Source organism: Sulfuracidifex metallicus DSM 6482 = JCM 9184 (genome assembly GCA_032834875.1).
Taxonomy (GTDB): Archaea; Thermoproteota; Thermoprotei_A; order Sulfolobales; family Sulfolobaceae; genus Sulfuracidifex; species Sulfuracidifex metallicus.
The window spans coordinates 774,440-793,516 of the sequence record CP135238.1 but is presented as its reverse complement, the minus strand read 5'-3'; the positions used below and the strand labels follow the sequence as shown (position 1 = coordinate 793,516).

Genomic DNA, 19,077 nt, shown 5'->3' with positions numbered 1-19,077 from the left:
AGTTTTTTTTATTATTATTATTTATAACTATTTATTTTATATATTATTGAGTTAGTACATATATATGTGCATTTACGTTTTAAATATATTATATGTTATTATTTTCTTTTACGTAATGTAAAGTATAGACCTATCAATGATATCACAATCAAGATTGGTGCAACGTAGAGCAGGATAATCGGTGATATACCATTATTATCATCGTCCTCGGTCTCTTTATACAGGGAGGATATCATCGTAGTTATATTAGTTTTACTCACATTATTCTTACTAATCAAAGAGGAATTGGTCTCTGTAGAGTTGGAAACGTTGTTATAAACATTTGTCAGATTTTGTTCCGATGAATCTGTAGCTGATGAAAATTTCATCACATATGAAAGCACAGAGGAGTTTATATAACCTTTTTGATAAAGTATTTGATAACTTGTGTAATTATTGTGAATTGTAGCAACGTAGCCGTAATGCACTGGGTATTGGAGAGGAATTGGATAACTCCAATTTGAAGGATATAGTAAGATTGGTTGCCTAAGTTTAGAGAAATCGAAAGCCTTCAATAACCCTTGCACGTCTGAATGAGCTACTATTTGATCCAAGTATGGAAGATGCCAATTGTAATCGATGAAGCCAAGCAAGGTATATCCAGATAAAGTGTAGTTGTCTATCCATCCCTCCCTAGAGTAAGGTGAGATTATTAACAGAGGAGTCCTCTCTCCAAGGACGGAATAATTGCTTATGCCTAAGCCCTGCAGGAACTTGTCGTTGCCCTCTCCGTAAGTATAAATTATGGGTGGAGGAACTTGGTCATAGAAACCTCCTCCCTCATCGAACGTTATAAATATAGCTGTGGAATTCCAGTAAGGACTTTGCATTATTGCATCAATGTACTTCACTAAGTTTTCTTGTCCCACGGTTAGATTAAAAGGTGGATGGAAATCCAACGCCGAATGAGTATCATATCCGTCTCCACCCGTAAACATCAACCAAGAAACTGAGGGAAGTTTACCGTCATGTAGATCCTGAAGAAACACACTAGTGTTAAAATAATAGGATGAGTAATCAACGTTACCATTAAACGCAGAAAGTGGAAATGGAGATAAAACGCCTCCAGTGTAACCGTAGTCAAAATATGCCCAACTAACGTCATATTCTGATAGTTGGTACATAATTGTATCACAGAATGGAATAACACCACTAACGAAGCCATCTCCAGTGACGTTAGTTGAGAAACCCGTTAAATAAGCTAGCCTATTAGGTTGAGTTGTCTCCAAAACAGGTGAGAAATAGTCGTCGGCTAAAACGTATTCTTCGGCGTAGTCCCACAAAAGCGGAATTTGCTTATAAGTTACGTATGCCATGGATTGCTGACCCGAGCCCTCCACAAAACCGTTCATTAAACCGTAGTTCCAATCCTCATGGTAGGGGGTAAATCCCTCGGTTGGATCCTGGAGGATAACTGAGCCTTGGAAGGGTGTCACGAATCCCCCGTTTCCGTTAGGTAATTTGACGCTAAGGTTAAGTCCTATCGGTCTCATCAAGGAGCAAGTAACGTTGTTCTTTAGTGGAGGGTTTCCAAACGGGTAAGTGCCAAACAAACTGTCGAATGAGTGGTTCTCCAATATGATGATAACCACATGTCTAATTGGCGTAAGCGTCTGAGTTGACTCCGACTGTGTTGGAATTAGAGGAAACATCATTAGCGCAATTAAAAAGAGTGTTGATAATAGGATTAGTTTTCTCACAAACTATTAACGTTTTTTACACTATAAAGACCTTTTGGATTAAAATAGTGGATATTACAGATTAACATTAGAACTCTTTACTTTGCGTGGAACAGAGAGCTAAAAAAGGTAAAGTTTCCTCAATAATTTAAGGAAAATATTTATGAGATATCCAGTTTATCTGACTTCCTCCCCGCCCTGGAAGGGCGAGGGTTCCCCTCCAGAGGGTTCATAGTTCCCACCATCGATTCGGGATTACATCTCTCATTTGGTAGGCAGTCGAGTGGCTCAGAGAACCACTCCCATTTGGACAGAGTGGGTAGGGGACTTTCATTGCTGAGCTCTAGTCCCTTGAAGGAAAAGGAAGATGATGGTTGCTCCTCCCACAGTCCCATTAAGCCCTCAATCGAGCTGGGGAGGAGCATCGTTAGCGTCACTAAAAGATTTTTGAAAAAAGAAATATTTAAATATAAGGGGGCTATCCATCCCCGCCTTAAAAGGCGAGGCTTTCCGCCCCCTTAACCCCCTTCTCTGTAAACATGTTCTTGTAATCTTTTTCATGCTATTAAATTAATCCCTAGATTGTTTTCCTAAGTCTTCCTCCCTTACCTCTTCCTGCTTTTTGGGGAATATAGTGTTAGATGGATATGCCATAAAGTTCTCAATAGCATTCTCCACTGCTAGGGTAGCCTGAAGAAGATCTCTAAAATACTTCTCTCCATCATCGATTGAATAGATAGCCCTCTCCATATAAGCCAATGAGGCAATCACATTATCATCGACGAAACTTCTTATATCTTCTCTCACTAGAAGGAACTCTGTTTTAAGGTAATCCTTAACGTCGTTAGTAGCTAATATGGCCTTGAGAGAGTCCTCTTCTCCTTTCAAAGATAGGAAGAGACCCATCCTAGATACATTCTCTATTCTTTCCAAATATCTTCCGGCCCAATAAATCTTATAACCAGTGGACTTACTCAGCAATAACACTCACCTGAACCGTTAAAAGTCTGCCCTTTCCAGAACTGATAAAGGAACCCTTCACTGGCGGAGTATCATTGGAATCTCTACCTATGGCAAACTTAACATAGTCTATAGAATATAACCTATAGCTTGTGGGATCAATCGGTATCCATCCTCCAGGGGTCTTAACTTCAACCCATGCGTGGGTTACCTTAGGATTATCGTTCATCAGTCCCATAACATATCTAGCGGGGATCTTCATTGATCTAAGGATACCTATAGTAACGTGAGCAAAGTCCTGACACACTCCCTTACCTAAGAGGAAACTCCTCGAGGCTTCCGTATCAATGAACGTAGAGCCTTCTTGATATGTCATTTTTCCCCTCACAAATGATATGGTATTCCGTATTAGTTCATCTAACGTCTTAGACGAGCTTAGAAGTTCCTTGCCTATGTCTAAAAAGAAATCCACATCTATAAGGTCGCTAGAGGAAGTAAACTTTGGATCTATAAGGTCGCAGGGAAGCTTACAGTCTATCATCTGATTCCTCTTGACTTCTACAACGCTCTCACTGCTTAACCTTAAAAGCTTGTGAGGCTCGGTAACTTTTATCCGGTAATTGACGTTACCGAATGAATCGATAAATCTTACTTTATAACCATTAGGTTCGCTCCTCACATCTTCACTAATTAACCTTTGGTTATCCGACGGATAAGGAACTATCTTCAATATGTTATCGTTTAGAACTACGACGTCATCGTACTCATAAATAGCTTCGTAGCTCACACGGTATAGGAAGGATTCAACATTCTCAGAGGTTACTTGACCCATACAGGCTTCACCAAACCTCCAGAACTGTTGTTGGTGATTTTACTTCCCACAGGAGCCACCCTAGATAAGACCAAGTCTGATGTACCCTCGGTAAATTGGAAGAAACGCAGATCCGCGTAAGTTTCGTAAAGTTTGTCATCTATGACCGAGAGAACAGTATCGAAATCTATAAACTCTTGTGCTATGAACTCTGAGGGGTTCTTCCTCACTTCCTTTAAGATTACTGCCCGTTTGTCCCGATCCAGTTCAGACATTATGAAAGTTCCGGTTCCACCATAACCTTCTCTTCTCTTTAGCACGAGCTTCTCCAGAGTTTCCTCCTTTACCTCCTCAGCGGGCAATGAAAAAGGTTGCCTCAAGCTACCTCTGATTCCGTAATCTTCCATTATTTGAGGCATGAAGCAAAATGTCATCTTGTCATCCGCTATTCCTGTGCCTGGTGCGTTAACTAAGCTCACATCGCCCCTAAGATAAGCCTTCATTAAACCCGGAGTTAGAACGTCAAGATCTTCTATCCTTCTGTATATTACATCTATCTTTACGTCACCTTCCACAGTCTTTGCCAATACTTCTCCTTGACTATACCGTAGATCCGAAGGTTCAATCAATAGCAAGTTCATTCTGTCTGAGTAGAACTTGTGCTCAAAATAAGCCGAATTATAAGTTCCCTCTGTAAGTATTCCTATTACTGGATCCCTTGTCTCCGACGCATTAACAAGGGTCTTTGTCATGGTATTAAGACCGTCATTGGATCTCATACCAAGCTTTAAAATGGACTCAACTATTTCCTGGGACTTCTTGGCATAACTCATTCCAGATGGAACTCTCACGTTGTCTTCCAATATAATGGGATTTCCGTTCACTTTCACTATGTCCTCGCCCATGATATAGACATAAATACCATGAGGAGGATCGAAACCAAACATCTCAGGTCTAAAATAGGGAGACTTAACTACTAATTCCTCACTTAGTCTGGAAGGCTTATCATGGTAAACGTCGTATAACAGTCGATTTATAGCAATCATTCTTTTTCTGAGTTCAAGCCCCATCTCCTGGAATTCGGCCCTAGTTAGTATCCTGGGTATCGGATCAATCTTGACTGGTCTGTAGAAAGAGCCCGTGTAGAAAGTGAAGCCAGAAAGGGCCGCTAATCTGTTTACTAGACTGGATACCTCAGTTGGATCTATCTCGTTAAACTTTTCAATTATTTGTTTATACCTTTCATCATTATATTCAAAGAAACCGTCAATTCCTGATAACTTTATGTCAAGCATCGATATTATTCTAACAATTAAAGAATAGTTAAGCTTTTCCCTATGAATGATGAAAAGTTTTCATGTTAATGAAATCAGGAGACACTTCTATTTCTATCTCATGAAAAGTTTTCATGTTTTTCCCTCCATACTTTCAAAAATCAAATGTAAAATCGTTGTTCTTCACCAAGTGAATTTCGCATATGAAGCTCAAAACTTAATTGTTAAATAAATTGGGGAAAAATTTTTTTAAAAAAGGCTTTAATGTTATCAAATGGAACTCCTCAGAGTGAGATCAAATTTCAACAATACATTAGAATTATTATCAAAATTAATACAAGAGAATAACCTTAAAATAGTATCTAGGATAAATGCCCAGGAGAACTTGGCTAAGGCAAACCTAAAAATTGAGGGAAATTATATCTTCGAGGTCTTCAGACCGGACCTTGCAAACAAGTTGTTTAATAAGGATATAAGGGCAGGAATAGTTCCTCCCCTTAGGATTTACGTGTTTGAGAGGGAAGGTATGACCTTCGTTGAGTATCAGAAGCCCAGCGAAATTCTGTCCAAGTGGGGGGCTGAGGATCTAGGAAGGGAATTGGACCAAATGTTCGAGAGGATCATGAAAGGATTGGACGTTGAGGAAAGGGAAACTTTCGAAGTCTAAATCCATGGATAATAAGTAATAGTTTTCCTTCACTCGCTTAGAGACTTACTTTGATTCCTAAAGAACTTAACTGCCTTTAGACGGAGATGTAAGTGTCAAACTGAACGAAAAAATCAAAACTTTCCTTTTCGTATATTTATGCACAATGTACGAGAAGTTGGCTGAATATTTACTTTCCTCAACTTACGTTATTGTATTTACGGGGGCAGGTATTAGCACCGCTTCAGGAATTTCAGACTTTAGAGGACCAAATGGTTTGTGGAAGAAGTACTCACCAGAAATCGCTTCCGTGGAATTCCTTCAAAGAGATCCAAAGTCGTTCTGGGAATTCTATTCCACCAGAATGAGGGGACTCTTCGAGGCGGAGCCAAATACCGCTCATAAGGCTTTAGGAGAGCTGGAGAGGATGGGATTAGTTCAGTGGATAATAACGCAGAACATAGACGGTTTGCATCAGAAGGGAGGATCAAAGAATGTAATAGAATTACACGGAACCATGAGAAAGTCCTATTGTTCCGTATGTTTCGAAAGTTACGACTCCATGGACATACTTAAGAGAATAGATAGCGGTGAAAATCCTCCCATTTGTAGCTGTGGAGGATTAATAAGACCTGACGTAGTCCTGTTCGGAGAGTCCGTGAAGAAAATTGAGGAGGCACTTAATATAGCTTCAGAAGCTGACATGGTACTTTCTATAGGATCGTCTCTCACGGTTTACCCTGCTAACTTAGTCCCTAAGACGGTAAAGGACAGTGGTGGTAAATTGATAATAGTTAACATGCAGGAAACTCCTTTCGACTACATGGCAGACGAAGTGATCAGAGATCCCGTTGAGATTGTTTTACCAGAACTCGTAAAAGAAATAAAGGAAAGAACTAAGGCTAAGTCGTGAAAGTTTAGATTATCCCTCTAGTGGGTATGAACGTTTTTGGTTAATCCTACCTTTCTACGTGGGAATCATAACTCTGAGAAATGATTCATTATATGAGGTAGTAGTGGTGTTATTGATTATGATAAATTATATAATATGTATAAAAAATATGTAATGAAGGTTTCATGCATATACCAACTTCAATTACTAGCTGAGCCATAATCATTGCGATATATGTACGATCTAAAGGCGCAAAAAAGATGGAATCCTATTATTTCCAAGGTGATATAGCGTTTAAACACGTTATATTTCTCTGTTTACAGTTTCAATGTACGGAAAGATTTAGAAGTACCTCGGTATTTTTTATATTATGCACATGAGGGTGATATGCACAAGATGCGGAAAAGAAAGGGAGGGAATGGAGGTAACATGTAATAGGTGTGGAGGACCTTTTAAATTAGATATAGACTTGCCCTTCTCAAAGGAAATAAGGCTAAACTTTCCTTATATCAAGGACTGGGTAAGCTTAGGTGAGTGGAACTCTCCAATGATAAAGGGAGACTTATTTTACAAACTTGACTTCATGAACCCAACTGGATCTTACAAGGATAGAGGATCTACGACCATGATATCATACCTAAAACAATCTGGAATAAAGGAGATTGCAGAAGATTCATCTGGTAATGCTGGTGCCTCAGTAGCAGCCTATGGAGCCGCTGCAGGCATGAAGGTGTCGATATTCGTACCTTCTACAGCTAGGGGAAACAAGGTAAGACAAATACAAGCCTATGGTGCTTCTATAGTCAAGGTAGAGGGAAATAGAGATGACGTGTCAAGGGCTGCTCGAGAATCTGGGTTATATCACGCCTCACATATCTTGCAACCCCATTTTAGGGACGGAATCAGATCCCTCGCCTATGAGATAGTTAGGGATTTAGGATGGAGAAAGCCTGAGGAGGTTTACGTTCCGGTGTCTGCAGGAACGCTTCTCCTGGGAATGTATGAGGGATTTAGGCACATGGCCAATGAAGGCGTAATTAAAGAGATTCCAAAGATAGTTGCTGTTCAGACAGAACAAGTTAGTCCATTGTGTGCAAAGATAAATCACGTCAATTATAATCCTCCTGAAAAGCTAACTTCCATCGCAGATGCATTAGTATCCACAAACCCCACCTTGTTACCTGAGATGCTTAACGCCATCAAAGACGGAGAATGTGTTACGGTAAGTGACCAAGAGATCTTGGAAGCGTGGAAGATATTGGCGAGGAAAGGACTCTTAGTAGAATACAGCTCTGCTACAACCCTTGCAGGGCATATGAAAAACAAAGGTTCGAATAACGCTGTTCTGGTGCTAACAGGGTCCGGCCTTAAGACGTTATCTTAAACGCAAAACCTTCAATTGATATTAAATTCTATTACTTACCATAGCTCTAAAATAATCTTCTTTTTTATTTTAAATAAAAAATAAGGATAAAATACAATCTTGTATTGTAACTTCCGGCCTATAATTTACATCCTCTTTACTACAGTTCTAGTGTTCAGAGTCAAGAGGAGGCCTATAAGGCCTATCATCTTGATGGCGTCACCCACTATCGCTACTGGTCCCAAACTGAATAGGTAAAGAGGAAGTCCAGCGGTAAATATTACCGCTCCCCAGAAGAACAGTGAAGAGTACGTGAGTTTAATTTTCTTTGCTGTTAGAAATATGGGTATACCTGCAATTGGCTCAAAGAAATATCCTAGAAGAATCAGTTCAACGCCAAGGAACTTACCTAAAGTGAGGAAGACCAAGCCTATTCCTGCAATTATCACAGCTAAGGTTCCAAAGAAGTCAAGCATCTTCTGTCTCTCCAACTTAACCATGTGATAACTTAGAACTGACGGGATGGCCATAGCCCAAATTATCCAAAGGATTATAACTGAAGGCAAGCTAAAAATGAAGTTGATCCCGTTTACCTCAAGTAGGATTAGCTCTAACAGTATTATTAAGGATGCTATTAAGCTAATCATGTTACCTTGAAATAGATATTTTACATTCATATTGTAAACTTGTTCTATTGAGTGAAAACATTATATTAATTAAATTTTTACATACTGATCTTTCGATTGACAAGACTGGGTAGTCTTAGTCAAGTCCTTATGTTTCTTTATCTTATTCTTGAACCCATCCCTTTTTACCTTCGGTTGTGTCTATATCCATTTAACCTTGTACACTTTACCGTCTCTTGAAAGATATAGGTTCGAAAGTACCATCATTTTTCCCTAAAATTATCGAAGTTCCATCTTGATCTTCTATAATAATTAGTCTCATGTTGGAAGAAACTAAATACTCCTTACCCGTAGAATCTTCTTCTTCATACTCCTTACATTTCCATAATGACTGACAACCTTCATCTAGTACTCTCCTAATTTCTTGTACAGGATAGTTGTGTTTCTTGTAATGCGAAATTATCCATTTCATAACCTTAACTGAGGTGTCTGCGTCGCTTTCCTTTCCGCATATGTTACACTTCATCAGTCATGTTAAGTTCCTCAATTCTAATAGGATTATTCCTTCTTACGTTAACTCTCACTTATGCACTTAACGCTTAGTAAAATCCCTCCACAACGATGATATTCCTATGTGCTATAGGCACACATAGTTTACTATAAATAGAGTAAACTTTAAATACTATGGATAGGCTATCCAACTGAGAGTAGGAATGATAAGGGGAATATTTCATACCGTATCACTTGTTAATATTAATTATCTATTTTTAACGAAGTATAAAAATAAATCAAAGTGTGATAAGTGTGGGAGAACTTAAGGGGAAGGTTCTTCATATCTTAGATTTGGTTACGCTTTCTACTTCAAGCGTAGCCCCTGCCTTCAGTATATCTGCAGCATACGGAAGCATGGTTCTCTTGATGGGTATTCACGCCACAATGTCGGTTATAGTTTCTTTCCCTTTCTTCCTCTTCGCGTCCATAATCTTAAGGAAACTAAACAAGGTTTCACCAAATGCTGGGGCATCTTACCATTGGGGGGCTAAGCTTGTAGGTCCAAAGTACGGCTCATTCCAATTCTGGATAGTCTCTCTAGCGTATTTTCTATCCCTTCCTCCAATAGTGATCCCTGCGGGGGAATATACTTTAGACTTACTTTACAGAATAGGACTTATATCACACCAGGAAGTAACCAGCATTTTCCTCGACTCAATGGTGGGGATAGGGTGGGTACTCGTTGCTACAGTTCCCCTTCTCCTTGGAGCAAAACCCACGGCAAAGATAACGGAAGCATTCCTGGCTGTGGAAATTGTAGTTCTATCGTTTTTCATCCTTGTGGGATTAGCTGACTTGGGCAACCACAACGTTAAACCAATATCTACGTCAATTTTCTTAGATCCAAGTTTCTTTAACGGGAAATTCCTAAGGTTAGCTGCAACCATGGTCATAGTTGCAACAATACTTGACGGGTGGGAAATTGACAGTTACGCCTCTGAGGAGGCTAAGAAACCTAGACAGTGGCCTGGTCTATCTGGAATCATAGGACTAGTGAGCGTATTCATGATTTACTTGATAACTATGCCAATAATGGCAGTGGAAACACCAGAGGCTGCCCTGAGCTCTTCAGTGGATCCTCTAGCTACGTGGGCAAGTTTCGTCATTCCGGGTTATGTTTGGACTATCGACATTGCCGTAATAGCGTCCACAGCGAGTTCCCTTTGGCTAACAGCTTACATCCTAAGTAGAGTTTGGTTCTCTGCAGGAAGAGAGGGATTGTTACCTCATTGGTTCTCTAGCACAAGAGTTAATGGTAGCCCTTGGATTGCAATACTAGCCATAACTGCCCTGGAGATATTGGTGCAGTTGATTCAGTTGTCATCTTCTAGCCTTCAATCATTCTTCGGCTTAGTGCTGACCTCTGCTGGAGCTTTCCTTCTCTTGGAGTTTGGCATGGACTCTCTGACTGTCATTTACATGACCATAAAAGGAAAATTCTCCTATTTAATCGGAGTCGTTGCAGGAGCTACTGCAACGTTCATGTTTTCAGCGGTGATCCTTGGAATAGCAGAAGCTGGCACTGCCTTTAATATTCCTCCACTTTACTACGTTCTAGCTTTGATGTTTATGCTTTCACTGGGAGGAATATTTATCCTGAGGTCCAGAAAGCTGAGGCTCATTGAGCCAGATCTGGAAGAATAACTAAAAATACATGATTGCGTGAATCTCTATAAAAAGAGAAATAACGTTAATAATATGATAAAACAAAAATACTAGTAGTAACATTGATATATAAATGGATATATAAATGCCCTAAAATAGAAAATTATTCCTTCTTTTCTTCTTCATCCTTTTGCATCCAGTCGTTAGCTATTTCTTTCACTTCAAGGAATAGAAAGCCAGCTATAATCCATATCAAGAAGAAATCAGTCCACGAAGATGGAAAGGATGGGAAGGAATATATGAGAACGAACAAGCTCACAGCAGTAGCTATAACTCCTAAGGTTAACTCCTTTACATGTTTCTTGAATTTCCGTGCGGTTATGTTGATAAGAGAGAGGTCAGCTGAAGTGTGTATAAACAAGTTGAATATTCCAGCTAGACCTCCAAGTACGGTAAAGGCTCCGAATAAACCTATGAAGGCTGTTAAAGTCACAACTACAGATACGAAAATTGTTGATATTGCCAATTCAGCATAGAAGGGACTTCCATTTCTATCCTTGGCGAACAGCTTGGGGAATACTGAATCCTCTGACATTGCCTTCAAGGTCCTAGAGTTTGCCAGAATATAAGCCATTCCTCCCAACGTTCCATCGTTCAACGCAATTAAACCTATGGCTATACCTCCAAGCAGCCCGAAGTGGGTAAGCAGGTATGTTACAAGGTTGCCGGTAAAGCCTAAAGCACCAAGGGCATAGAAGAAGAAAGCTGCTAGTAAACCACCGTAGAACACCACCGTAATTGCAACCTTAGCGATGCTCTTGGAGGAGGCATCATAACCTAAAGGAGCTATAGATCCGTAACCAGTTGGTATACCTAAGCCGAAGACTACCGCCTCCAGTAGAGCTGGAGAAATTCCTGTGATAGGGTTATAGAAATGCCAACCGCTATTCTTCAGAAAAGTAATTGCTAATGCTACAATTGTTATCATTTCTATAGTTGACATTACCATTGCATACTTTGCGGAGACCCTTACTCCCATGAGTACCAGAGCCGATTATATATACATAATATATATATATATACATTTGAAAAAGTTTTAGGGAAAATATTAAAGGCTCTAACTGTCTCTATTCTTACTATTTTCATTTCTAAAATATTCCATTTTATTTATTTATTAATAAATATATATTAAATAATATTATAGTTATAATCAAAAGAGAAAAAGCATTATGTATGCACTCTCTTCTCTCAGTATCCATCCTTAGTATTAAATCGTTTAGCCGTTAAGGTATAACATGTGCTAAAGTAGCATGTAAGGAACGACATGTATATAGAAAATCAGCAATTTAAAGTAGTTACCTATAATTATAACTCAGTGATAATGAATTTCCCGTCAATGAAAAAGACTATCTAGATATTCAGAGCCCTGAATTTAATTCTTTTTAAAGAAATTGAAATGAGATGAACGTCCAGTATATCCTAGAAGAGTATAAAAAGTGTAGAAGAATAAAAGAAAAAAATTCTTTAGAAATAAGTTGTTAGATTGGGTTTGGTGGGTACATGTTTGGAGTGCTGAAGTACAGTACTACGTTAGTGTTGGAAGTGTTCATTAAGTCAGCTGGACTGTTTAAGCCTGGAACTATTACCTGAAGTCCTCCAACGTGGAATGCGTCGTTAAGAGTCTGCCATATTGGGTTATTTGCGTTTGCAGCTATTACAGCGCTGTCATAAGTTGTCATTGCGTGCTCCAATGAAGTAATGTTTGTCAAACAGTTGGCTGTAGGGTCTGTTAAGTTGCTTGGAACTACGTCCTGGCATTGACCAGTTATTGGGTTGGGCATTATGTTTGGATCCATAACTAGTACAACAACCAAGTACCAGCCTATTGAGCTGTTTCCTGTGCTTGTCGCTATGAGGTGTGTGTGTGCAGGGGTGAATAGTACTCCTTCGTCAGCGTGAACTGTCTGTCCGTTGCTCAAGGTTACGTTCAGTCCGTTCTTTATTCCCAAGTGCTGCTCAACTGCTGTGAAGTATGGAGAGTAAAGTAGGAAAGGATGGTCTACGCACATTAATGCTGGGTTTGAAGCTCCCATTCCTGGGCAGTTGGTTAATACCACGTGAGTTGTGCCGTTGTAGGTGAAGGTTGGGAATCCCTCAGGGGTTGCGCCTAAAGGTTGATATCCGAATATGGATAGCCCAGCGTATGCAGGGGTCAAGACGAATAGAGGCAAAGTGCCAGAAGGTACTACGCCAACTCCAACCTCGCAGTCAGTGCTCTGCTGTTCCTGACCTGGAAGTCCGCTGAATAATGACTGAACTGAGGAAGTGTTCTCACATGCGTAGTTTGCTGTGTAATGTTGAGTTATTACCATGTTGTTGTACAAGGTTCCTGAGTCGTTGAGCAGGATTTCGTCGCTTGGAGGCAATGAAGTTACGGTAGCAGTTGTAGTAGTAGTAGAAGTGCTGGTCACAGTAGTAGTTACCGAAGACTTCGTTGCATATAATCCGAATCCTATAGCTGCTAAAATTATTAAAATTACAATAGCCCCTATATAAACCATGTTAGAGGCTGCAGCTCTCTTTTTGTTCTTTTTATGAATTTGCGGTTTCATTAAGGATAAGACAAGATAATTTTATAAAAGACCATTAAGTGAACAACTTTATAAAGTTAAAAAAAAGAAGGATGCTATTCTTTTTAAAAGAGTAAGAGCATAGATGCTATAACTTTCCCTATCTACTTACCTTCACTATCTAGCTTACTCTCTCAAGATAATGACGTATAAAGTGTATATATCATGCACAAAATATTTCTAACACGAAAGTCGTTTTCCTCATAACGACGTTAATCCTTTTCTCATCAAGTATTCAATGAAACTGGTAAATTTTACAATAACGATATTCTAACATAATGAACTGGGAAATAGTTCTTAAAGGTAGAGGCGGGATGGGGATTGTCAGCGCGGGGGAACTCCTGGTGAAAGCCTTCGTAAAAGAAGGCAAATATGGTCAATCTATACCTTACTTCGGGGGCGAAAGGAGGGGAGCTCCCGTTACGTCTTACGTAAGGCTATCAGACGAGCCGATTTACATGCACAGAGAGGTCTATAATCCTGACTTGGTGGCAGTTTTCGACATGTCTCTCTTTAACGTTACAAACCCTTTAGAAGGTCTCAAGGAGAAAGGCTCCCTGCTCCTTAACACAAAGAACCCTAGGAGCATGTGGAACAAGACGTACTTCCTTGACGCGAACGGGATAGCGGACAAGCTTAACTTGTCCATGGCAGGATGGAAGTTGATCAACACAGCAATGTTAGGAGCAATAGCTAAGGTTGTGAATATGGTATCAGTTGGCACTGTAGAGGAAATTGTAGAGCAAGAATTCGAAGGAGAGTTAGGTAAAATTAACGCTGAGGCTGTGAGGATAGGATATGAGGAGGTGAGAAAAATATGATAGATTACCCTATTCCCATAGGAAGACCGAGGGTTGGCTCTGCGGGGCTTACAGGAGAATGGAGACTAACTAGACCGGTGATAAACTACGACAAGTGTACCAAGTGTAGGCTTTGTGTCATCTACTGTCCAGAAAACAGCATCGATTTACTAGAGGGATTCGACGTGAGAATTGACTATGACTATTGCAAGGGATGCGGAGTCTGTGCTCAAATATGCCCACAGAAGGCTATAGATATGGTCACGGAGGTGAAATGACATGATAAGTGTCACGAGAAACACGGTAGCGATGGAGGGTAACCATGCCGTAGCTTACGCAGTGAAGCAGACAAAACCTCAGGTTCTCTCTGTTTTCCCTATAACGCCACAGACAACAATGTTGGAAAAGCTTGCGGAGTACATAGAAAGGGGAGAATTAAAGGCTGAATTGATCAAAGTTGAGGGGGAGCACTCCGCATTGGCTGCAGTGTACGGCGCGGCTATCTCCGGTTCCAGGGTATTCACTGCTACATCCTCGCAGGGTCTTCTATACATGGGAGAAATGATATACTGGGTAGGAGGAGAAAGAGTTCCGATAGTTTCTGCCGTAGCTACCAGAGCAATTGCAGAGCCTTGGAGCATATGGGACGATCACCAGGACTTCTTCACAAAGAGGGACTCGTCGTGGATAATGATGATGGCTGAAAACGTTCAGGACGCATACGACATGACAATACAAGCCTTCAAAATCAGCGAGGATAAGAAAGTCCTTCTTCCGGTGATGGTTGGATTCGATGGTTTTATACTTACCCATACCATGGAGAGGCTAGAGATTCTAGATGACGAAGACGTTGAGAGATTCGTTCCGCCTAGGGAGTTTAACCTAGTGGACTTCAGCGATCCAATTAATGTGGGTCCATTGGCTCAGCCTGACGACTACATGAAGTTCAAACGCGACGCAATGATTGCCATGAGGCAAAGCGAGGAGGTGATAGAGAGAACTGCTCATGAGTATGCTAATCTATCAGGAAGAGATCAGGACGGCATGATAGAGTGCTTCAATTGCAACGACGCTGAATACGTCTTCTTAACTGCGGGAGCATGGAGCGGGGACGCCAAGGAGGCAGTAAGGAGAATGAGAAAGGAAGGGAAGAAGGTGGGTCTTATAAAGCTCAGAGTTATAAGACCTTTCCCTGAAAAGGTTCGCGAAGTTGTAAGGGGTGTAAGCAAGATTGTCGTATTCGATAGGGAGTATTCCTTCGGATTCGGTGGTATACTAGCTGGAGAATTAAAAAGCAAACTATACGGATCAGGGATAGAGATCATGAGCGTTATCGCTGGATTAGGCGGAAAGGACGTTAGACCTACACACTTCCAGAAGGTAATGAATGACGTCATCTCTGGCGAGAAATTCCAAGAGAGGTGGTTAAATGACTGAGATACCAGAAAACATAAGGTCCAAGAGAATAGTAAGAGAACAATATTTCTTTAGAGGAAACGCTGCTTGCCCAGGCTGTCCCATACCTAAGGAGCTTGACCTAATGTTGGAGATTATGGGAAAGAAGACTGTACTTGTTGTGCCTGCGTCCTGTAGCACTGTTATCATGGGTGATATTCACGGTTCACCTTCCACGGTCCCCGTGATCCATAGCGCATTCGCAGCTGCTCCTGCAATAGCTTCTGGAGTGTCTAGACAGATTAAGTTGAAGGGCGAAGACGCAAAAGTAGTAGTTTGGGCTGGAGACGGAGCTACAGGAGATATAGGCTTCGCTGGGTTGAGCGGTGCAGCGGAAAGAAACGAGGATATGATATACATCTGTTACGATAACGAAGCCTTTATGAACACTGGTATTCAGAGGTCATCATTGACGCCGTACGGTGCATGGACCACTACTACCCCTGCAGGTAAGAGGGAATTCAAGAAACCTTTACCTTTCATCATGATGCAGCATAAAATACCTTATGTAGCAACTGCATCGATAGCCTATCCATTCGACTATCAGGGGAAGGTGAGGAAAGCTAAGGAAATTCAAGGATTCCGTTATTTGCATCTTCTGTCGCCATGCCCACCAGGATGGAGATTCGACAGTAGCTTGACAATAGAGATAGCTAGGCTGGCCGTGGAGACCGGGATCTGGCCTTTATTCGAAGTTTTGAATGGAAAGTTCAGCCTGACTGGAATAAGCAAGACCCTCTTGGAGAAGAGGAAGCCGATTGAGGAATATCTGAAGCTTCAGGGCAGGTTCTCCAAACTAGACAAAAAGGAAATAGAAATTATGCAGGAAGCTGTTGACTCCATGTGGGAGGACATCAGGAAGATGACAAACTAGGGATCTTAATCATTTCTCCCCTTTTTTATTTTATTTCTTTTTCTCAATTTTTTCTTAATTCTTTTTTCTTCTATTCCAAACTTCCACTATTAATATCTTTTAATTTACCTTAACAATGAGAGTCTTTTTAAACAAACTATAGAAAATTCTTCAACAAAGTGTAGATGGACTCATGTCGAATCTCTTTTTGAATATTTCTCTATTAACTCTAAATACTTCTGAAGAGCTGTTTTTCCCTTGGGCGTTATCTGTATCATCGTTCTAGGTCTAGATATCGTAAACACGTCCTTAACAATTATCATTCCGTTATCCTGCAATACCTTAAGGTGAGAATACAGGGAAGACTTAGATAGATCTATAGACTTAAGTAAATCGGTGAAGGTTAGTCTGTCAACTCCTAACAAGATTAATAATATGCCTACCCTGACGGAGTTTGAGAAGACGGGAGACCGCATCATTTGCATTAGCTCTTTAAATTCTTCCGCCACTTCCCATCACCAAAACTTCCTTACGATGCTCAAACCAGCTATCATCCAGGAAAAAGAGAACACAAAGAAAAAGTAGGGATTGAAAATTCCTCCTATAAATCCTACTATCGCACCAGCTATGGCTATGAAGTCCTCAACCCTAGGTTTATCTACATTTAGCTGAGAGAAAATCTTATGGAAATAGAGCAAAATAAGAATTAATATAGATAAATTTACAATATTCCCTATAATATTAGAAAGTTCTTTGTTTAACGGCAAAACGTCAAGTAAGGCTAAGACTACTACAAGATAAATCACGGTTGGCAAGTAAGTCAAGGGTGAGAAGCTTGAAGCTAAAAGTCGGCTAAATTTTCGTAATCTCTTCGGTGGCTCTCTCTTCTTTATCTCTTGAATTTTCTCCAATACTAGCGGTATTTTCTTTAGCCTATATATTAAAATGGAAACAATTAACATATAAGTTATATATATAAAAGGAGAGTGAGTTAGTTCCCATGCTATTTGAGATAAAAACGGAGACCTCTCAGAGAAATCCAAGTAAATTATTGACAAGACATAGATTAAAGGAACATATGTGGAGACAACAAGGTAAGTGATTCCAATGTTCTTTCTGGCAAGCCTAAAATACGCCTTTCGGGCTATGCTCTCGCTCTCATGAAAACCACTAAGAGGATCTTGATCATTCATTTTAAATTACCCTCTCTTCGCCTTCTGGTGTTAAATGTATTGCTTCAATTATTAACGGATTTACAATTAAAAGCACGAAAATCCAGAATATTCCAGAGAGAATACTAAGCTCAATGCTAAAGCGATAAGGCGTTAATGTATCTGCGAAGAAAGTCCTTGAATCTGTAAAGGAATATGTTATTAAATATGTAGTTGAAAGAAATGGTGAGGCGTAGTAAAAACTCCCGTGAGTTCCAGTCTCTACAATAGACCAATCTAGGGCAAGGTAGAGGAAAATTGGTAAGAACTGTATGAAGTTAATGTTCTTCCTTCCCTGCAATCTGAGAAAAATTCCGTTGCTAAGTACTGTCAATTCAAATAAAATTAAACCTGCTAAGAGTGACGTAAATAAAGCTCCTAACATGTTATCTGGTAAAACAAAAAGTCCAAATTTAACATAAAACAACAAGGAGGTTATAATAATGAAGGATAACCCGATTAATAAGAACGGGAACACTATTGCCAGTGTGAACTGGATAACATATGCCCATGGATTTAATCTGCTGAACTTAAAGAGATAGCCAAAGGATCTCGACTGATCAACAAAGGATCTCCCTATTGCAACTGAAGCTACGCTCATGGCGAACATCACGATCATGCTAAACATTGCACTAGAAGCGTTCAACACTACCGTCCTATTGATTAAGCCTCCCACATGAGCTAAGTAAAAGGTGAAAAGGGACTCAAATAAAAAGGAGAGAAAGAGAGCCAGACTAGCGTCCTCTTGTTCTTCAACATTGAAGTGAATGCATACTTGAAGTATTTCATGACTTTAATGAGTTCCTCAAAATTTAATTACCGAATGGAAGGTACATTTTATGAACTTAATCCATAGCTTTTATTAAAAGAAGAGAATTCACAAGACATGATAGAAGCAGAAGGTCTAAGCTTATTCCTTGGGGAAAATCGGATCTTGAAAGACGTTAACTTCAGGTTGGAAGAAAAGGCATTGATCTTAGGTCCGAACGGGTCAGGAAAGTCCAGCCTATTAAAGGTATTAAGCGGATTTTACAGATATAAGGGTAGTGTGAAAATCGACGGAAAGGAATTAATGAGAGATGTGCGTGGCTATACAGAGCTGTCCACCAATCTCCCTGAGGCATATTACTTAGCACGTGACGTCGACGACTTGATTTCAATCTATTCGGAAATTAAAGGAAGCGACCATGAAACCTTCCTGAAGATGATGGAGGAGACTGGAGTCAACTTTAAGAAAAGGAGCTTGTTCTCCCTTTCTTTAGGCGAGAGAACACTGACACTTACAGCTCTAGCTTTTTCCTCAAAGCCTAAAGTGATAGCCGTAGACGAACCCTTTGAGAATCTTGATAAAAATAGAAAGAAAATCGTTATCCAATGGATAAGGAAATATGGAAAGGAAGGTTTTATTGTAACACATGAGATTGGATTGTTAAAGGAGTTCGACACTTGGAAGGCTTACTTGATGATTGAAGGTAGACTCTACGGACCAGTAACGATTATAGACCTCATGTCGTCAAAGCTGGTGAAAGGTAGAAGGGACGATTCCTTGTTAGAGCTAAAGATACGTCAGGAAGATTATTCCCTAATCAAAGAAGAGGGAGAAGAAAATGAAATCCTAGACTTGAATCATGTATATGACTACATTTGAGGGCTTTTTACTAAAAGGCATTTCTTTATATAT

Annotated in this window: 21 protein-coding genes; 9 read left to right on the top strand and 12 right to left on the bottom strand. The window is 40.0% G+C overall.

From position 1 onward, the window contains the following. Positions 1-98: 98 nt before the first annotated feature. From RQ359_RS04630 to RQ359_RS04610, 5 genes are all read right to left on the bottom strand, one after another. Positions 99-1,694, bottom strand: coding sequence for a phospholipase C (locus RQ359_RS04630; protein WP_156018002.1), 1,596 nt, complete (start codon positions 1,692-1,694; stop codon positions 99-101). A gap of 185 nt (positions 1,695-1,879) precedes the next feature. Then, positions 1,880-2,143 (bottom strand): hypothetical protein, encoded by a 264-nt coding sequence (locus RQ359_RS04625; protein WP_156018003.1) that lies wholly within the window; start codon positions 2,141-2,143, stop codon positions 1,880-1,882. 145 nt (positions 2,144-2,288) lie between these two features. Further along, positions 2,289-2,699 (bottom strand): alpha-E domain-containing protein, encoded by a 411-nt coding sequence (locus RQ359_RS04620; protein ID WP_054839158.1) that lies wholly within the window; start codon positions 2,697-2,699, stop codon positions 2,289-2,291. Next, positions 2,689-3,510 carry a transglutaminase family protein gene (locus tag RQ359_RS04615; RefSeq protein WP_054839157.1) on the bottom strand — a complete coding sequence of 274 codons (822 nt, stop codon included), beginning with the start codon at positions 3,508-3,510 and terminating at the stop codon, positions 2,689-2,691. The genes RQ359_RS04620 and RQ359_RS04615 overlap by 11 nt, the downstream gene beginning before the upstream one ends. Then, positions 3,498-4,784: a circularly permuted type 2 ATP-grasp protein gene (locus RQ359_RS04610; protein WP_054839156.1), complete on the bottom strand. Its 1,287-nt coding sequence runs from the start codon at positions 4,782-4,784 to the stop codon at positions 3,498-3,500. The genes RQ359_RS04615 and RQ359_RS04610 overlap by 13 nt, the downstream gene beginning before the upstream one ends. A gap of 253 nt (positions 4,785-5,037) precedes the next feature. Here RQ359_RS04610 and RQ359_RS04605 point away from each other — a divergent pair, with 253 nt between their 5' ends. The 3 genes from RQ359_RS04605 to RQ359_RS04595 all read left to right on the top strand — a co-directional run bounded on the left by RQ359_RS04605 (position 5,038) and on the right by RQ359_RS04595 (position 7,685). After that, positions 5,038-5,430 carry a DUF302 domain-containing protein gene (locus RQ359_RS04605; RefSeq protein ID WP_054839155.1) on the top strand — a complete coding sequence of 131 codons (393 nt, stop codon included), beginning with the start codon at positions 5,038-5,040 and terminating at the stop codon, positions 5,428-5,430. 145 nt (positions 5,431-5,575) lie between these two features. Further along, entirely contained in the window at positions 5,576-6,322 is a 747-nt protein-coding gene (gene cobB, locus RQ359_RS04600; protein WP_054839154.1) for an NAD-dependent protein deacetylase, read from the top strand. A gap of 355 nt (positions 6,323-6,677) precedes the next feature. Further along, positions 6,678-7,685, top strand: coding sequence for a pyridoxal-phosphate dependent enzyme (locus RQ359_RS04595; RefSeq protein WP_054839153.1), 1,008 nt, complete (start codon positions 6,678-6,680; stop codon positions 7,683-7,685). Between the two features lie 125 nt (positions 7,686-7,810). Here RQ359_RS04595 and RQ359_RS04590 read toward each other — a convergent pair whose 3' ends face one another. Next, on the bottom strand, positions 7,811-8,341 hold the full coding sequence (locus RQ359_RS04590; RefSeq protein WP_054839152.1) for a hypothetical protein: 531 nt from the start codon (positions 8,339-8,341) through the stop codon (positions 7,811-7,813). A gap of 175 nt (positions 8,342-8,516) precedes the next feature. Continuing rightward, positions 8,517-8,816: a hypothetical protein gene (locus RQ359_RS04585; protein ID WP_054839151.1), complete on the bottom strand. Its 300-nt coding sequence runs from the start codon at positions 8,814-8,816 to the stop codon at positions 8,517-8,519. A gap of 278 nt (positions 8,817-9,094) precedes the next feature. Here RQ359_RS04585 and RQ359_RS04580 point away from each other — a divergent pair, with 278 nt between their 5' ends. Further along, complete coding sequence (locus RQ359_RS04580) at positions 9,095-10,486, top strand: APC family permease (protein ID WP_162309005.1); 1,392 nt, start codon at positions 9,095-9,097, stop codon at positions 10,484-10,486. Positions 10,487-10,610: 124 nt separating this feature from the next. Here RQ359_RS04580 and RQ359_RS04575 read toward each other — a convergent pair whose 3' ends face one another. Together RQ359_RS04575 and RQ359_RS04570 are read right to left on the bottom strand one after the other, a co-directional pair. Beyond that, complete coding sequence (locus RQ359_RS04575; RefSeq protein ID WP_054839148.1) at positions 10,611-11,486, bottom strand: APC family permease; 876 nt, start codon at positions 11,484-11,486, stop codon at positions 10,611-10,613. A gap of 499 nt (positions 11,487-11,985) precedes the next feature. After that, positions 11,986-13,059 (bottom strand): hypothetical protein, encoded by a 1,074-nt coding sequence (locus RQ359_RS04570; protein ID WP_156017746.1) that lies wholly within the window; start codon positions 13,057-13,059, stop codon positions 11,986-11,988. 296 nt (positions 13,060-13,355) lie between these two features. On the opposite strand from RQ359_RS04570, the gene RQ359_RS04565 reads away from it, so the two are divergent. From RQ359_RS04565 to RQ359_RS04550, 4 genes are read left to right on the top strand one after another with little or no spacing between them, the layout of a single operon-like run. Beyond that, positions 13,356-13,898 carry a 2-oxoacid:acceptor oxidoreductase family protein gene (locus RQ359_RS04565; protein WP_054838825.1) on the top strand — a complete coding sequence of 181 codons (543 nt, stop codon included), beginning with the start codon at positions 13,356-13,358 and terminating at the stop codon, positions 13,896-13,898. Next, positions 13,895-14,155 carry a 4Fe-4S binding protein gene (locus tag RQ359_RS04560; RefSeq protein ID WP_054838826.1) on the top strand — a complete coding sequence of 87 codons (261 nt, stop codon included), beginning with the start codon at positions 13,895-13,897 and terminating at the stop codon, positions 14,153-14,155. Before RQ359_RS04565 ends, RQ359_RS04560 begins: the two co-directional genes overlap by 4 nt. Position 14,156: 1 nt before the next feature. After that, positions 14,157-15,314: a pyruvate ferredoxin oxidoreductase gene (locus tag RQ359_RS04555; protein ID WP_156017748.1), complete on the top strand. Its 1,158-nt coding sequence runs from the start codon at positions 14,157-14,159 to the stop codon at positions 15,312-15,314. Beyond that, positions 15,307-16,206 carry a 3-methyl-2-oxobutanoate dehydrogenase subunit beta gene (locus RQ359_RS04550; protein ID WP_054838827.1) on the top strand — a complete coding sequence of 300 codons (900 nt, stop codon included), beginning with the start codon at positions 15,307-15,309 and terminating at the stop codon, positions 16,204-16,206. Before RQ359_RS04555 ends, RQ359_RS04550 begins: the two co-directional genes overlap by 8 nt. A gap of 170 nt (positions 16,207-16,376) precedes the next feature. On the opposite strand, the gene RQ359_RS04545 is transcribed toward RQ359_RS04550, so the two are convergent. Genes RQ359_RS04545 through RQ359_RS04535 form a run of 3 tightly spaced genes read right to left on the bottom strand, consistent with a single transcriptional unit; the run spans position 16,377 to position 18,072 of the window. After that, on the bottom strand, positions 16,377-16,694 hold the full coding sequence (locus RQ359_RS04545; protein ID WP_156017750.1) for a transcriptional regulator: 318 nt from the start codon (positions 16,692-16,694) through the stop codon (positions 16,377-16,379). A gap of 6 nt (positions 16,695-16,700) precedes the next feature. Next, the gene (locus RQ359_RS04540) at positions 16,701-17,378 is read right to left on the bottom strand and encodes a hypothetical protein (RefSeq protein ID WP_156017752.1); all 678 of its coding nucleotides are present in this window, start codon (positions 17,376-17,378) and stop codon (positions 16,701-16,703) included. Position 17,379: 1 nt separating this feature from the next. Next, on the bottom strand, positions 17,380-18,072 hold the full coding sequence (locus RQ359_RS04535) for a hypothetical protein (RefSeq protein ID WP_157043024.1): 693 nt from the start codon (positions 18,070-18,072) through the stop codon (positions 17,380-17,382). A gap of 210 nt (positions 18,073-18,282) precedes the next feature. Here RQ359_RS04535 and RQ359_RS04530 point away from each other — a divergent pair, with 210 nt between their 5' ends. Further along, a complete protein-coding gene (locus tag RQ359_RS04530; RefSeq protein WP_054838832.1) occupies positions 18,283-19,044 on the top strand; it encodes an ATP-binding cassette domain-containing protein in 762 nt (253 codons plus the stop codon). Positions 19,045-19,077 lie beyond the last annotated feature (33 nt).

Bases quoted from the DNA above. Each gene is read 5' to 3' on its own strand.
- RQ359_RS04630 (WP_156018002.1), bottom strand. From the start codon at position 1,694: ATGATGTTTCCTCTAATTCCAACACAGTCGGAGTCAACTCAGACGCTT.
- RQ359_RS04625 (WP_156018003.1), bottom strand. From the start codon at position 2,143: ATGCTCCTCCCCAGCTCGATTGAGGGCTTAATGGGACTGTGGGAGGAG.
- RQ359_RS04615 (WP_054839157.1), bottom strand. From the start codon at position 3,510: ATGGGTCAAGTAACCTCTGAGAATGTTGAATCCTTCCTATACCGTGTG.
- RQ359_RS04610 (WP_054839156.1), bottom strand. From the start codon at position 4,784: ATGCTTGACATAAAGTTATCAGGAATTGACGGTTTCTTTGAATATAAT.
- RQ359_RS04605 (WP_054839155.1), top strand. From the start codon at position 5,038: ATGGAACTCCTCAGAGTGAGATCAAATTTCAACAATACATTAGAATTA.
- cobB (WP_054839154.1), top strand. From the start codon at position 5,576: ATGTACGAGAAGTTGGCTGAATATTTACTTTCCTCAACTTACGTTATT.
- RQ359_RS04595 (WP_054839153.1), top strand. From the start codon at position 6,678: ATGAGGGTGATATGCACAAGATGCGGAAAAGAAAGGGAGGGAATGGAG.
- RQ359_RS04590 (WP_054839152.1), bottom strand. From the start codon at position 8,341: ATGAATGTAAAATATCTATTTCAAGGTAACATGATTAGCTTAATAGCA.
- RQ359_RS04585 (WP_054839151.1), bottom strand. From the start codon at position 8,816: ATGAAGTGTAACATATGCGGAAAGGAAAGCGACGCAGACACCTCAGTT.
- RQ359_RS04575 (WP_054839148.1), bottom strand. From the start codon at position 11,486: ATGGGAGTAAGGGTCTCCGCAAAGTATGCAATGGTAATGTCAACTATA.
- RQ359_RS04570 (WP_156017746.1), bottom strand. From the start codon at position 13,059: ATGAAACCGCAAATTCATAAAAAGAACAAAAAGAGAGCTGCAGCCTCT.
- RQ359_RS04565 (WP_054838825.1), top strand. From the start codon at position 13,356: ATGAACTGGGAAATAGTTCTTAAAGGTAGAGGCGGGATGGGGATTGTC.
- RQ359_RS04560 (WP_054838826.1), top strand. From the start codon at position 13,895: ATGATAGATTACCCTATTCCCATAGGAAGACCGAGGGTTGGCTCTGCG.
- RQ359_RS04555 (WP_156017748.1), top strand. From the start codon at position 14,157: ATGATAAGTGTCACGAGAAACACGGTAGCGATGGAGGGTAACCATGCC.
- RQ359_RS04550 (WP_054838827.1), top strand. From the start codon at position 15,307: ATGACTGAGATACCAGAAAACATAAGGTCCAAGAGAATAGTAAGAGAA.
- RQ359_RS04540 (WP_156017752.1), bottom strand. From the start codon at position 17,378: ATGAATGATCAAGATCCTCTTAGTGGTTTTCATGAGAGCGAGAGCATA.
- RQ359_RS04530 (WP_054838832.1), top strand. From the start codon at position 18,283: ATGATAGAAGCAGAAGGTCTAAGCTTATTCCTTGGGGAAAATCGGATC.